General features: G+C 38.6%; 15 protein-coding genes and 1 pseudogene. 9 read left to right on the top strand and 7 right to left on the bottom strand.

All coding sequences use genetic code 11. The features are described from left to right. The first annotated feature begins 41 nt into the window (after nt 1–41). On the top strand, nt 42–416 hold the full coding sequence (locus tag ACFX40_RS19200; protein WP_153255203.1) for a DUF7674 family protein: 375 nt from the start codon (nt 42–44) through the stop codon (nt 414–416). Nucleotides 417–463: 47 nt separating this feature from the next. On the opposite strand, the gene ACFX40_RS19195 is transcribed toward ACFX40_RS19200, so the two are convergent. Further along, nucleotides 464–757, bottom strand: a complete 294-nt coding sequence (locus ACFX40_RS19195) for a DUF3817 domain-containing protein (protein ID WP_098778950.1) — start codon at nt 755–757, stop codon at nt 464–466. Nucleotides 758–1,017: 260 nt separating this feature from the next. On the opposite strand from ACFX40_RS19195, the gene ACFX40_RS19190 reads away from it, so the two are divergent. The 4 genes from ACFX40_RS19190 to ACFX40_RS19175 all read left to right on the top strand — a co-directional run bounded on the left by ACFX40_RS19190 (nt 1,018) and on the right by ACFX40_RS19175 (nt 6,204). Beyond that, nucleotides 1,018–1,593 carry a TetR/AcrR family transcriptional regulator gene (locus ACFX40_RS19190; RefSeq protein ID WP_028409220.1) on the top strand — a complete coding sequence of 192 codons (576 nt, stop codon included), beginning with the start codon at nt 1,018–1,020 and terminating at the stop codon, nt 1,591–1,593. A gap of 33 nt (nt 1,594–1,626) precedes the next feature. Further along, nucleotides 1,627–2,076, top strand: a complete 450-nt coding sequence (locus ACFX40_RS19185; RefSeq protein WP_013057813.1) for a DUF6188 family protein — start codon at nt 1,627–1,629, stop codon at nt 2,074–2,076. 121 nt (nt 2,077–2,197) lie between these two features. Further along, the gene (locus ACFX40_RS19180; RefSeq protein WP_098579636.1) at nt 2,198–5,236 is read left to right on the top strand and encodes an efflux RND transporter permease subunit; all 3,039 of its coding nucleotides are present in this window, start codon (nt 2,198–2,200) and stop codon (nt 5,234–5,236) included. Between the two features lie 245 nt (nt 5,237–5,481). Further along, complete coding sequence (locus ACFX40_RS19175) at nt 5,482–6,204, top strand: GDSL-type esterase/lipase family protein (protein ID WP_377255883.1); 723 nt, start codon at nt 5,482–5,484, stop codon at nt 6,202–6,204. A 29-nt stretch (nt 6,205–6,233) separates the two neighbouring features. On the opposite strand, the pseudogene ACFX40_RS19170 reads toward ACFX40_RS19175, so the two are convergent. Together ACFX40_RS19170 and ACFX40_RS19165 are read right to left on the bottom strand one after the other, a co-directional pair. Next, nucleotides 6,234–7,274 (bottom strand): annotated as a pseudogene (locus ACFX40_RS19170) (alkene reductase); the annotation flags it as partial. A gap of 172 nt (nt 7,275–7,446) precedes the next feature. Further along, nucleotides 7,447–7,566, bottom strand: coding sequence for a DUF4023 domain-containing protein (locus ACFX40_RS19165; RefSeq protein ID WP_013057809.1), 120 nt, complete (start codon nt 7,564–7,566; stop codon nt 7,447–7,449). 208 nt (nt 7,567–7,774) lie between these two features. Here ACFX40_RS19165 and ACFX40_RS19160 point away from each other — a divergent pair, with 208 nt between their 5' ends. Then, entirely contained in the window at nt 7,775–8,092 is a 318-nt protein-coding gene (locus ACFX40_RS19160; protein WP_013057808.1) for a hypothetical protein, read from the top strand. A 21-nt stretch (nt 8,093–8,113) separates the two neighbouring features. Here the strand turns inward: ACFX40_RS19160 and ACFX40_RS19155 are convergent, their stop codons facing one another. Beyond that, the gene (locus ACFX40_RS19155; RefSeq protein ID WP_028409216.1) at nt 8,114–8,392 is read right to left on the bottom strand and encodes an RNA polymerase sigma factor; all 279 of its coding nucleotides are present in this window, start codon (nt 8,390–8,392) and stop codon (nt 8,114–8,116) included. 327 nt (nt 8,393–8,719) lie between these two features. Beyond that, nucleotides 8,720–9,907, bottom strand: coding sequence for a macrolide family glycosyltransferase (locus ACFX40_RS19150; protein WP_377255880.1), 1,188 nt, complete (start codon nt 9,905–9,907; stop codon nt 8,720–8,722). A 219-nt stretch (nt 9,908–10,126) separates the two neighbouring features. On the opposite strand from ACFX40_RS19150, the gene ACFX40_RS19145 reads away from it, so the two are divergent. Beyond that, on the top strand, nt 10,127–10,843 hold the full coding sequence (locus ACFX40_RS19145) for a CPBP family intramembrane glutamic endopeptidase (RefSeq protein WP_336064422.1): 717 nt from the start codon (nt 10,127–10,129) through the stop codon (nt 10,841–10,843). A 20-nt stretch (nt 10,844–10,863) separates the two neighbouring features. Here ACFX40_RS19145 and ACFX40_RS19140 read toward each other — a convergent pair whose 3' ends face one another. Continuing rightward, nucleotides 10,864–11,973 (bottom strand): GerAB/ArcD/ProY family transporter, encoded by a 1,110-nt coding sequence (locus ACFX40_RS19140; protein ID WP_028409213.1) that lies wholly within the window; start codon nt 11,971–11,973, stop codon nt 10,864–10,866. A gap of 15 nt (nt 11,974–11,988) precedes the next feature. Beyond that, on the bottom strand, nt 11,989–12,222 hold the full coding sequence (locus tag ACFX40_RS19135) for a hypothetical protein (RefSeq protein WP_028409212.1): 234 nt from the start codon (nt 12,220–12,222) through the stop codon (nt 11,989–11,991). A gap of 222 nt (nt 12,223–12,444) precedes the next feature. On the opposite strand from ACFX40_RS19135, the gene ACFX40_RS19130 reads away from it, so the two are divergent. Together ACFX40_RS19130 and ACFX40_RS19125 are read left to right on the top strand one after the other, a co-directional pair. Then, the gene (locus ACFX40_RS19130; protein ID WP_028409211.1) at nt 12,445–12,717 is read left to right on the top strand and encodes a hypothetical protein; all 273 of its coding nucleotides are present in this window, start codon (nt 12,445–12,447) and stop codon (nt 12,715–12,717) included. An 84-nt stretch (nt 12,718–12,801) separates the two neighbouring features. Continuing rightward, complete coding sequence (locus ACFX40_RS19125; protein ID WP_014459359.1) at nt 12,802–12,993, top strand: hypothetical protein; 192 nt, start codon at nt 12,802–12,804, stop codon at nt 12,991–12,993. The last annotated feature ends 20 nt before the right edge of the window (nt 12,994–13,013 follow it).

Raw genomic sequence — 13,013 nt, 5'->3', positions numbered from 1 at the left:
ATAGAGAATTTGTCACACATGCAAAGGCAGGGAATTTAGATATGATTACAAAACAAAATGTTATTCCATTACTAAAAGAAGCTTGCCCATCTTTTGAGCCAAGCGAAGAAGTGGACCTCAACGATAAAGAAGAGCTGCAGCATGAATTAAGCCGAGTTGCGGGTCATTTAATCTCTCTAGAATATAACGGCCAGCTTCAGCGTGAACCGGACGTATTTGAAGCGATTGAACAGCTGTATGTAGAAGGTGAAGCTGATGTGAAAGAAGCTGTTACAACGGGACTCTTTCAAGCAATGCATGAAATGATTATAGATCAGCAAATTAGTCCAGAAGAAATTGGAATGCTATTAAAACCTCACTCACTGAAGTGGTGGAAAACGATTGACCATTTTAGCGAAAACAGTGGTGAACAGTAAGGAAAAAGAACGTCATGGAAACATGATGTCCGTGACGTTCTTTTCTTTTACTGTTCTTTTTTCAGCTGTCTCTCCAAAATAAAAGGGCCAAACGGAATAACCGACATAAGAAATGCAAATAAAGAGCGGCCGATTGACCATTTATGCGCGAATTTTACATGAACGACTGCAAAAGCATACAGCACAAAAAGTGCACCGTGTGCTGCGCCTACAACTGATACAGCTTCTGGTATGCCTGCTGCATATTTTAGGGGCATAGCAATGCCAAGCAGCAGTAAAAATGAAATTCCTTCTAAAATTCCTACTAAACGCAGGCGACCGATTGGTGATGTAAGAACCATGTTTTCTCCTCCCGTAACGACGGAATAAATTTCTGTATCAATGACAAAAATGTACCATAGCGGGCTCTTCATATACAAGCATCATTTGTATCTGTCACAAAAAAGTCGAAAACGCTTTAATTTGCTCTATAGAAGTGTTTGGTTTAAAAAACTGACATACTCTTGTGATGCAAGGGATAAAAGAGCACACTACGTGTTGACAAGTTATTTTAATTATTTTATATGTATAGTATCGAAAACGTATGAGAGGATTTTTTACCATGACAAACCGAAAACAGCAGAGAGAGAAAATTTTAGATGCTGCTTTTGAAGTGTTCGGATCCAAAGGCTACTATGAAGCAAAAATGATTGATATTGCTAAACTAGCCGGTGTATCTAAAGGAACGCTTTACTTGTACTTTTCGTCTAAAGAGTCGCTTTATATCGCTGTGAACAATCGTTCGTTTGATGAGTTTTTGTATCATGCAAAGCGAAGAACGGATGAATGCCAAACGTTTCATGAAAAGCTGTATTCAATTGCGAAGCATCATCTGCTCTTTTTTTACGAAACTAAAAAATATCCCGACTCTTTTTGGCAAGCCCCTCACCAAATGCCAGAGATGATGGGTCGTCTTCATCAATTTTTTGAGGATTATCACGGGCTTGTTGCTAAATTGATTGAAGAGCAGAAAATAAAAAATGCTTTTTTACATTCAAAAGCGTTTTGCAGCATGTTAAATGGGTATAGGATGGATATCGTTTCCGATGATGATATAACAGAAGAAGATATCATGAACTATGCGGAGTTCATTGTGAACTTATACATTGAAGGCTGCCATTTTGAGACCCAAAAATGACTTGTCGGTACTGGTTGATAATGGAGGGATATGATGAATACCAGCAGCACAGTAATTAATTTTTCATATTTTCAAGAACAAACCGTTACCAAGGTTAACACAGACAATACCCTGCCGTTTTCTCTTGGATTTAGTAAAGGTGGACTTGTGGCAGAATGTCCATGGAGACTAAAAAACAAACGCAGCATCTTGCTTGGTCAAGCGGACTGGAAATCACTACATTCTGCCGAGCAGCGTCAGCAAGTCGAAGCGCTGCTGCTTGGCCAGCACATTATTTCTATACAGTGGTATGAAGATATCGGTATACTTCGAATTACGTTTTCTAATGGGTATGCGCTAGATATGTTTCACGACAGCTCGTTTTTTGAAGGTTGGGATTTATATGGTCAAGACGGCTTTTCCTTTATCTCGCTGCCAGGGGGAGCGTGTGACCATCAAATTTCAGTTTGTATAGACAGTTCATCAGCACATGAGAGGAGGTGAGTTTTTTTTGTGAAAAACTGACCCGTGGGTACTCTAAAATTGTTGAAAAATTAAAACGGGTCTGCAGCTATTAAAGGATGAAGGCTTCTCAAATAACTTAGTTACGTAACGGAGGAAAAAGATGAATTTTTTGACGAGATTTAGTTTAAAAAATGCGGTAGCTGTGTTTATCGTTTCATTTTTACTTATTTTAGCGGGGCTATATTCATTTTCAAAACTAAAAATTGATTTACTGCCGAATATCGAATTTCCGCAGCTGTCCATTGAAGCAACGTATCCTGGGGCTTCTCCTGATGACGTAAATGAAAGCGTCACGTCGAAAATCGAAGACCAAGTGAAAGGAATTGAAGGCGTTAAAAGCGTACAAAGCGTATCGTATGAAAACGTTGGTATTATTAATTTAGAATTCCCGTTTAATACGGATTTAGATAAAGTTGAACAGCAAATTAACTCGTCGATAAAAGAATTAGATTTACCAGAGTCATCAAATGTAGACGTAAATCGTTTTTCGTTTGGTTCATTCCCGATTTTCAACATTTCACTGTTTGCGAAAGATGATGCAAATCTTGAAAAAGTATTAAACGATGAAGTGATTCCTGAATTGAATAAAATTCAAGGTATTAACTCCGTCTCAGTTGGCGGCGTGAAAGAGGACCTTTTACAAATTACGGTCGATAAAGAAAAAGCAGCTCAAGCTGGCTTGACGCTTGATGAGATGAAAGAACAAATTAATCAAAAAGCTGTTTCATTCCCAGCAGGAACATTAAACGGAAAAGAGCTTCAAATTCCAGTGCGAGTAGAAGAAAAAGTTGCGACGATCGATGCATTAAAGAAAATCCAGCTGAAATCTACGATGAATCCTGAAGCAAAGCCTGTGAAGCTTGGCGATATTGCCAAAGTCGAAGCCGTAACAGAACAAGGTGAATATACGCGCTATGACGGCAAAGATGCGCTGTCGATGGCCATCACAAAAAAACAAGATGCCAATACGGTTGAAGTAGCAAGCGAAACGATGAAAATTTTGAAAAAATATGACGATCAGTTAGACTACGCAATCGGCTTTGACTCAGCTGACGGCATTGAAAAGTCTGTTGAAACATTAGTGCGTGAAGGATTGCTCGGAGCATTATTTGCGTCACTCGCCGTGCTGATTTTCTTGCGTAACTTCCGCGCTACGATCATTGCGATTATATCGATTCCATTATCGCTGTTAGTATCAGCTATTTTCTTAAACCAGCTTGATATTTCACTTAACATTATGACACTAGGCGGAATGGCTGTAGCCGTTGGGCGCGTAGTGGATGACAGTATTGTTGTTATTGAGAACATTTTCAGACGCGTACGCCGTTCAGAAGAAGGCATGAGCAATGAGCTTGTCGAATCGTCCACAAAAGAGATTTTAAAAGCCATTACCTCGTCTACGATTACAACGGTTGTCGTATTCTTGCCAATCGGTTTTGTAGGAGGAATTACAGGAGAGTTCTTCTTGCCGTTTGCCTTAACAGTTGTTTTTTCACTGTTAGCCTCTCTTCTTGTAGCGATTACAATCGTGCCGATTTTAGCAAAGTTTGCATTTAAAAAAGTACCGCCTGAAGAAAAAGAAGGAAAGCTGCAGCGCGGGTATGCAAAAGCGATTGCATGGTCGCTTAATCATAAAATTAAAATTTTAATTTTATCCTTTATTTTACTGTTTGGTTCATTTGCGCTTGTTCCTTCACTTGGCTTTACCTTTATTCCAAATGAAGAACAAAAGATGCTTCAAGCCAATGTTCAATTACCGGCATCTACATCACTTGAAAAAACAAACGACGTATCTTTAAAAATTGAAAAGATGTTTGCGGATCAAAATGAAATTTCAGATGTGACCACGGAAGTTGGATCACGCGACTTTTCAACAGGCGTAAAACGCCCGAACCAAGTTGGCTATTTCTTGAATGTAAAAGAAGGCGTGAATGTCGATACGTTTATTGATAAAGTTCAAAAGAAAATGGAAAGCATCACGAAAGAAGAATCACCAAAAGCAACGGTTAATGTGCAAGAAGCATCAACAGGAGGACCGCCTACAAATAATAACGTAACGGTTGATTTATATTCTTCTAATTTAGATGACTTGCAAAAAGCAGCTAAGCAAGTGGAAAACCACTTAAACAAAGACAAACGTCTTAAATATGTAACAAATAACTTCTCAGATAAGCAAAAGCAGCTTGTAGTCGAAGTAGATCCTGATAAAGCCGCAGAGTACGGGGTATCTGGATTTCAGCTGCTTGGTACGATCTCTGATCAAACCAAACCGGTATCCGTCGGAGACTTAAAATTAGATAATACAAAACGAGCGGTTCAGCTTTCGTACGATAAAGACCTTGCCTCAGTAAAAGAAATTAAAGACCTGCAAGTGTTTACAGAGAGAGGGCCTGTGTTAGTAAAAGATATCGCTGACGTTCGTACAATTGATACGTTCACTTCTATTCAAAAGCTCGATGGCAAAGTATTTGCGCGAGTAGAAGCAGACATTAAAGGCGATGATGTTCAAGCTGTGACCAAAGATGTTGTAGATGGAGTGAAAAAGCTAGATTTGCCTAAAGATGTGAGCTTGGACGGAGGAGGCGGAAGCGACGAGACAGTAGAAGTCTTCCAATCTCTAGGTCTAGCCATTTTAACAGCAATCGGCCTTGTGTATTTAACAATGCTCGTTACGTTTGGAAAAGCGCGTATTCCATTTATCATTTTATCATCACTCATTTTTGTGCCAATCGGTTCGTTAGTTGGTCTTGTCATTGCAAAAGAACCGCTGTCTGTCAGCGTCATGATTGGATTCTTAATGCTGATTGGAATTGTTACAACAAACGCGATTGTGCTTGTAGATCGAATTACCCAAAATCGTGAACAAAAAGGCATGACGATCCGTGAAGCCCTTATTGAAGCTGGGAAAACGCGCTTGCGTCCAATTTTAATGACGGCGTTTGCTACCATTGCTGCATTAATCCCGCTGGCGCTTACTACGTCAAGCGGAACGCTGATTTCAAAAGGCTTAGCAATCACGGTAATTGGAGGGCTTACGTCATCTACTCTTCTTACCTTAATTATTATTCCAGTTGTATACGAACTCTTCTTCGCAAGACAAGTGAAAAGAGAAAAACAGCTGGAAAAAGAAACGACATAAGAACTATTTTCTAATAGAGGAAAATATGACCATAGACTATATGTTATAATAAAAGTACGTTTTAACCCCTTATATTATAGAAAAAGAAGCGGCGCTTTCGAGCGCCGCTTCTTTTTTATGTAAAATCATTATTTACAAAAAATGATTAAATGTCTTGTATGGAGGGAAAGAGTGTTAACAGGAAGCTTTACTATATCATCGTAGAGTTATCTAAAAAACATACAAAGTACAGGAGTGTCGTTTTCGTGAGTTCAACAAAGAAAGTTGTATTTATCAGTTCCATTATTTTAAATGTCCTTTTCATAGGTGTTTTTGCTTTTTATGCAACAAGCAGCAGCGCGATGAAAAATCCGCTGTCATCTAATGATTCGTCTAAGCAAAGCTATAGAGATAATCCTTATTACATTGAACGGACAACTTTGTTCAAGCAATTAAGTATTCCTAAAGAGTCAATCGTATTTCTCGGTGATAGCATTACCCAGCGCTCTGAATGGAGCGAACTTTTTCATAATAAGCAGATTGTCAATCGAGGCGTAGCCGATGATACAACAGAAGGGGTATTGCACCGTCTAAAAAGTATTACAGATGCTAAGCCAAAAAAGATTTTCTTAATGATTGGCATTAACGATTTAAATGAGCACAAATCTGTAAAAAAAACCAAAGCCAATTATGCTGAAATTCTTGAGCGTATTCATAAAGAATCACCGAATACAAAAGTCTATATTCAAAGTGTACTGCCCGTGAACAATAAAAAATGCGGCGACGCAGTGGACAATAAAGATGTGATTGCGTTAAATAACTATTTAGAGCGTCTGGCTAAGAAACACAATGATTCTTACATTGACCTGTATTCGAAAGTATCTACACATAATCAGTTAAAAAGTAATTTCACGGTTGATGGTCTTCATTTAAAGGGCCAAGGCTATGCTATTTGGAAACAAGAAGTTCAGGCATACGTAAACCAATAAAAAAAGCGCTCCGAAAGGAGCGCTTTTTTTTAGATAAGCTCTGGTAAATGTTTTTTAGCATCGTATTCGACAAGAGCATCTCCGTTTTTGATGCGCTGTAAATAATCAGGATTTGAAATAAGTGGGCGACCAATAGCAGCTACGTCGATCCAGCCGGCTTGCAGCGCTTTTTCAGCTGATTCAGGCGTTAAGTCACCTACACCGATAATCGGTCCATCCCAGTACTTACGCGTAATTTCATAAAGATTTTGACCGTTTTGAACATCTTCATAAAAATCCAGCATAGACGGATGAATGATCTCAATTCCTGTTTCTTTAAATGCTTCTGTATACGTTTGAATAGCTTTTTCAGTGTCGTCCCAGCGATAGTCGGGTTTATCAAGCTTATGAGGAGAGAAGCGAATCACAACGCGCTCTTTTCCAACGGCGTCGATAACAGCAGAAATCACTTCTTTCATAAACGTTAATCGCTGTGCAAGGTCACCTCCGTATTCATCAGTGCGTTTATTAGACCAGTCTGAATTAAACTGATCGATCAAATAGCCGTGGGCACCGTGAATTTCAACGCCGTCAAATCCTGCTTCAATGGCATTTTTAGCGGCTTGGGCATACTGTCCCACAACTTCTTTAATATCTTTTTTCGACATTTCTTCAGGCTCTTCATAGGGCTTGCGGAAACGAGGCACTTGGCCTTGTGCTGCAATAGCGGAAGGGGCCTGAGGCTTATGCCCATTGATTAACCCGGAATGACTCAAGCGGCCAACGTGCCAAATTTGAGCAATAATCGTGCCGCCTTCTTCATGAACAGCTTCTGTTACAGGCTTCCATGAATCAATTTGTTCTTGGGTATAGATACCCGGAACGCCAGGATTTCCTTTTGCGCGTTCGCTGATAACAATTCCTTCACTAATAATTAAGCCAATACCATCCTTTGCGCGGCGGCGGTAATAGTCTACAACGTCTTGACCGACTACGCCTGTCTCTGGATCAGCAAAGCATCTTGTCATCGGTGCCATTGCTGTACGAGTGTGTAAATCAAATGCTTCAATGTTTGTTGGTTGGAATAGTTTTTCAAATTTACTCATTTTATATTCAGCTCCTTAAGAGGAAAGTATAGCTGCGAACGTTTTGCAGCGGGTTCAGTTTATTGTAACAGGGGATTTGTTTTATCTTCAAACATTTCGACTTCCGAAAAAAGTTCAAAAAAAAAGCCGGCTGTCTTTACAGCCAACTTTTACAACATTAATGCTGTTTGTTAGGAAGTTTTTTCTCAGGATGCCCAGTAGCTTGACCCTGCTTATTTTTGCGCTGCTTTTCTTGATTATCGTTCAGCTTTTGAACAAATTCATTTGTGTTTTCCATATTATCTAAACCTCCTTTATGAGCTTTCCCTGTTACTATAACCCATTGCACTCAAAAACATGACGCCAATCCGCTAAAAGCCGCTCCATATATACAGCGGTATATAGAAATTAATAGGAAAATCGTGTATACTGTTGTAAAAATAATGTTAATGTTTCGTGAGTTTATAATTTCTTATTCATTCATGAACAAGAAAAGGTGTTACGCAATGAGTGATTTTTTTAGCGGGAAAGAAATGTCGTTTATTTTAATTTTGACATTCAGCGTGTACATATTTGTCTGGAATGTGCCCCTTCAGGCGACAAATGCCATGATGATCTACTTTATCCTGCTGTTTTTGTATACAGTCAGTAAGCTGCTTTTTTCTCCTCAGTTCCGACAATTTCCGCTTGTTAAGGTGCTATTGGCCATTTTATTCGTTCTTATGCTGGCTGAAATAATCGTTGCTTACAGCACTCATAGCATAAAGATTACAGATTTAAATCATATTTTCGATTATTTCAGTCATATGGATTTGTATTCATAGTATGTATAGCAAAAAAATGATTTACGACGAAATCCTCTCTGAGTTCTGGCTGTGCTTTTTTATATTTTTTACACATTGCTTGCACAAAGAAAGAGAAAGAGTACGTTCTTTGACCAAAAGATCAGGGGAATGCCAAATTTCTTTGAATAGCTCTGTTAAGATGCTTTCGCAAGCATGTGGATCTTTTACTGCTGAATAGACAAGACGATACAAAAGCGATTCATATCGATTGTAAAGCTGATGAAGTGCTTCTTTCTTTCGGATTTTTATCTCTTGAATGAGTAAAAGATCATTGTTCATAACCGAGCCCCTTCGAAAATCAATTATAGTTCATTGTACCCTTGTCAAGATGAGCATAAACACCTAAAAAGGAGAGGCTTATGAGCTACGTAGTATCAAAAAAACAAGGCAAAATATTCAACGAGATATCAAAGAAGAAAACTTGGTGAAAGTGAGAGACCGCCTGCAAGCTTTGCTCATTACGTATCCAAATGGGCTGATAAACTTATTGTAGCTGGATGTGCATTGATTTTCCTTACAGTCGTCAGTTTGCTAATCATTGGCATATATACAGTTTGTACATGGCTGTTTTTATAAAGAAAAGGTGCACATCTGTGCACCTTTTCTTTATGAATGCTGTTTTATTAAGTAATTGACAATTTTTTTAGCTGCTGCAGCCGGTCCAGATGCCTGCTGGAAACTTGCGTTGATTTCTTTAATTCCTTTTTTATAGCGATCGTCGCGGACAACTTCTTCAACTGCACTCCTTAAAAGAGAAGCATTTACCGTTTCTTTTGCTAAGCGATACCCGGCGTTTAGTTCCACGAGCCTTTGAGCGACGAGAGGCTGATCTTTCCCATGAGGTAAAACGACTAACGGTACGTTAAAATGAATACTTTCATTTACGCTGTTCATACCTCCGTGCGTGATAAAAACATCAGCTTCTTTTAACACGTCAAGCTGGGGAACATAGGGCGAAATAAGAAAATGCTCTGGTGCTTTTTTTATTTTTTTAAAATCAGCCCGGTCTCCTGCTGCAATCACAACTTTTCCTTCAAAGTCGCTAAATGCGTCGATGCAAAGGTTGAAAAAGCCTTCTACATCATGAAGCACCGTTCCCATTGAAATATAAAGAACTTTTTCGTTCTTTAGCTTTTCTAGCGGAAAATCGTGAGAGCTGTGACGCTTTGGAAAGCTTGGCCCAATAAATAAACAAGAGTCATCAAAATGTTCATGAAGCGGCTGAAAAAAGCGGCTTGTATATACGACCGTTAATTCGCCTTCATTGTTCATAAATTGAAACAGATTTTTAGGTTCTACCCCAAACTGATTTTTTAGCAAGCTGAGCCCGTACTGAGCTTTTTCGTCAGGTTTAAATGGAACGTCTGAATCGGGATGCAGAGGCATCATTGCTAAGCGTTCTTTTGGCATTAAAAAAGAAGCGGATGATACAATCCCGGGAATCCGCAAATAATCACGGACTAATTCGCCTGCTCCAAACTTGTCGTAAAACACAAAGTCAAAGTCAATTTTTTTTGATAACGTATGAACAAGCTTAAGCGTATCTAAAGACGTTTGGATGTGGATATTTAAAAAAGCGTTGATTCCTTGAGGAGTTTCAGGCTTGATGGATACACCGCTTAAGAAGTCCCGGTGAGTGTGTACGATAGCTCCGGCGTTTTCAAGACGCTCTTTAAAACGCTCGGTCGTAATGTAATGAACGGTATCACCTCGGTCTGAAAAAGCTTTTACCATTCCAAGCGTTGGGTTTACGTGACCTTCAGCGGGAAAATTGATCATTAAAATGTTTGCCATTTTTTCACTTCACTTTCGGTAAGATTTCTTCAAGCGTAATCAAATATAAGGAAGTTGACAACTAATTTGGCTAGCTCATTTATCTTTTCAAACTCTACCTTTGTGTGTAAAATGTGAAAAAATATAACTTTTTTCCTAAAAAATAACATCATTAAGCGGAGATTATGGTAGAATTTTGAGAGCACTAGAGAGAAAGAATCATTTTTGGAGGTTGCTATTTTGAGTACGTTATCAACAAATTCAGAACCAGTTTTAAAGCCTAAAAAGAAAAAAGAGTTTACTTACTTCACGCTGCTTCTATTTATCGTGTTGGGCTTTGGTCTGCAGATTATAGCTGGAATTGGAGTAGCTATTTACGATGAAGTTACGGGTTCAAATATGACGGGAACTTTATTAGAAGGACCATATGCTCTGCTGGTAGACGCGGCGTTTTTTCTAGGTGTTGCCGTGCTGTACAGGCCTGTGCGCAGATTTTTAAAGCCTATGTGGAATTTCTCAGTATTAAAAGAAAGAAAAACGTATGTATATATTGTAGTAGGCTTTTTAATTGTAGCCGCGGTGCAGTACGTGATGCTTTCATTTTTAAACGTAGAAAGCGCAGATCAGCAGCAAAAAGATTTAAATCAAGGCAGTTTTAATCAAACGCTGCTTTCGAGCTGGATATTTTTTATAAGTGTAGCAGTTATCACGCCTATTAAAGAAGAGCTGCTTTATAGAGGTGTTTTATGTGGTTTCTTAACCAAACGCCACCACATGCTTGTGGGCATTTTCGTTTCCGCTCTTGTATTCGGTCTTTTACATATTGGCTTTCCGATTACGGCTACCGTCATGGGACTTGTCTTTGCCATTATTTATTACCGGACAAAATCTATGTTCCCATCTATGATTTTACATATGCTGTGGAATGGATTAGTGAGTATAACCGTCTTCTTTTGAAAGCCGCTTAAGCGGCTTTTTTATTTGGATAAAGACGCAGAATGCTTTATGCGAATTTTCCCAACTATTAATAATCCAAGAGGGTAAAACAGCCCAAATAGCAGACTGTACGGGATCCACGTATCTCTGTCCCACGTTTGTTCATATGGAATGCTTGGATACACGATAAGTGAAAATGTAACGGCAATAATGCCTAGCGGAAGAGTTAAAATTCGGTAGTTTTTTAATTCAAGAATTTGAGCGAGTCCAGAAACGGTCGCATAATAGTAGAGAGACGTTTTAAAATAAAGAGATAAAAACCACATAATAGCCATAATTACTTCAATGTTTTTTAGAAAATCCGCAACTTCGATCCGTCTTGCAAGCTCATAGCTTGGATATAAAGCAATACGTGTATACGTATTTCCAAGTACAAGAATGCCAAGCAGTAAGATAATAATCATAATGCCTCCGCCGATTAAGCTTCCCGTAAAAAAAGCGCGGTTTCGCTGTGCTGGTTCCGCTACGTGAGCAGGGAAAACGGTTAGCAATACAATAAAAGTGAGAGATGTAATACTTGTAAATACCAGAATAGATCTGATAATAGGCTTAACGCCTACCTCTAATAAAGGCTGCAAATTCTCATAATGAATTTGAGGGAAAATCGAAAAAACTAAGATTAAGAACGGAATAACAAACCAAGGAAAGAGAATTTCAGCACAGCGGGCAATCGTTTCAATGCCAAGCCGAACGCCGACAATCACAATTCCCATAAACAAAATATGAACAGCAAGCATAGGCGTTTGAATAATAATCCGAGTTGTTAGAAACGAGCCCACGTAAAACAAGACTTGACTGCAAAAAAGAAGAGTAGAAGCGACAAATAAAAGAGAGACAAACTTTCCTAGCCACTTGCCTAAAATGGCTTCGTTTAGTTCTATAAGGGTTTTATTCGGATAAAGGCTAGAAAGTTTGATATACATCCATACAAGAAAAACGCCTACACACACGCCTAAAATAGCTGGAATCCATGCCTCTTGTTTTGAATCAGCCGTTAAGCTTCCAGGCACGACTAAAATAGTGTCGCCTAAACTATAAAAAATGACGAGTATTCGAAACTGTGCTGCGGATAATTTCATCTGACTGTGCACGTTGTTCACTTCCTTTTACTTCAACAGACTGAACAAAAAATCACTAAAAGGTTTTAATAAAAAAGCAATGCCGTCTCCGGGGTTAGGGATCTCCACACCGCCGTATTTTAAACTAACAATTAAAATACTTACTATGAACAAACTCCAAAAAATTTGCTTTTCTTTTTTACTGTTCACTTTTTTTAAATAAGGTATTTCTACTAAACAAACAGCTGCACAAAGTAAAAAAATCCCTAAAAATATAAGCATGTATCAACCTCAATTAGTAACCCTTCAAAAATAATGAAGGGATGTTAAAGACGCCTGTGTTTCAAAAATAGTATCACCCAAGATGGCTTCATTTATGAAAAGTAAGACTAAAGGCAGTGCAAAACCGTGTTATAATGACCAAGTTAAGCGTTATAATAGAGAAAAAACAGCATGATTACAAACAAGTAGATACATAACAAGGTAAGGATGGGAGAGAGATAGATGGCAGACGAATTCAAAAAAATGCTAGATGACAAAGAAAAGGTACAGCTTATGATCGCAGCCGTTGTCATGCTCGGAGGCCTGGTCGTTTTGTTAAAAAGCGTTGCAACGGGTCAGGCCATGGGCCAAAGATGGCTAGAAAGTAAAGGGAATGTAGACACGGATCTGTATCTTGAAACGGTAAAAAGCTACATACACCTGTATCAAATTGTGGGTGGCGTCATGTTTGGAGGAGGCCTTCTCACGTTACTTCGTGCTAAGCTAAACAAATAAAGCGGCAGCAAAATAAAAGATCATAGTCCAAAAGAAGTGTCATATCTTTTTAATAACTTAAAAAATAGTGAAAAGGAGTTATGTATGAATAATGAAGAAAATACACCGGCTTATCATCTGTTTATGATGATAGGAGCGCTTGCTATGCTGATTTTTGGTGTTGTCGGTTTCTTTATTCAGTATCCTGCTACGTTAAGTTTTGTGATGTGTATTGGCGGAAGTATCATATTTTTGCTGCATTTATTTGAATATATGAAACCTAAAAATGAACTATAGCATCTTCAAACGAGGAAATC

This window comes from Priestia sp. YIM B13552, assembly GCF_042787775.1.
In the GTDB taxonomy this organism is placed as follows: domain Bacteria; phylum Bacillota; class Bacilli; order Bacillales; family Bacillaceae_H; genus Priestia; species Priestia megaterium_E.
Note: the sequence above shows the minus strand (reverse complement) of the source record. Positions and strands in the feature narration are given on the sequence as shown.

Coding starts and splice junctions, on each gene's coding strand:
- ACFX40_RS19155 (WP_028409216.1), bottom strand. CDS start 8,392: ATGAACAATGATCTTTTACTCATTCAAGAGATAAAAATCCGAAAGAAA.
- ACFX40_RS19195 (WP_098778950.1), bottom strand. CDS start 757: ATGGTTCTTACATCACCAATCGGTCGCCTGCGTTTAGTAGGAATTTTA.
- ACFX40_RS19160 (WP_013057808.1), top strand. CDS start 7,775: ATGAGTGATTTTTTTAGCGGGAAAGAAATGTCGTTTATTTTAATTTTG.
- ACFX40_RS19150 (WP_377255880.1), bottom strand. CDS start 9,907: ATGGCAAACATTTTAATGATCAATTTTCCCGCTGAAGGTCACGTAAAC.
- ACFX40_RS19200 (WP_153255203.1), top strand. CDS start 42: ATGATTACAAAACAAAATGTTATTCCATTACTAAAAGAAGCTTGCCCA.
- ACFX40_RS19165 (WP_013057809.1), bottom strand. CDS start 7,566: ATGGAAAACACAAATGAATTTGTTCAAAAGCTGAACGATAATCAAGAA.
- ACFX40_RS19125 (WP_014459359.1), top strand. CDS start 12,802: ATGAATAATGAAGAAAATACACCGGCTTATCATCTGTTTATGATGATA.
- ACFX40_RS19130 (WP_028409211.1), top strand. CDS start 12,445: ATGGCAGACGAATTCAAAAAAATGCTAGATGACAAAGAAAAGGTACAG.
- ACFX40_RS19190 (WP_028409220.1), top strand. CDS start 1,018: ATGACAAACCGAAAACAGCAGAGAGAGAAAATTTTAGATGCTGCTTTT.
- ACFX40_RS19185 (WP_013057813.1), top strand. CDS start 1,627: ATGAATACCAGCAGCACAGTAATTAATTTTTCATATTTTCAAGAACAA.
- ACFX40_RS19180 (WP_098579636.1), top strand. CDS start 2,198: ATGAATTTTTTGACGAGATTTAGTTTAAAAAATGCGGTAGCTGTGTTT.
- ACFX40_RS19135 (WP_028409212.1), bottom strand. CDS start 12,222: ATGCTTATATTTTTAGGGATTTTTTTACTTTGTGCAGCTGTTTGTTTA.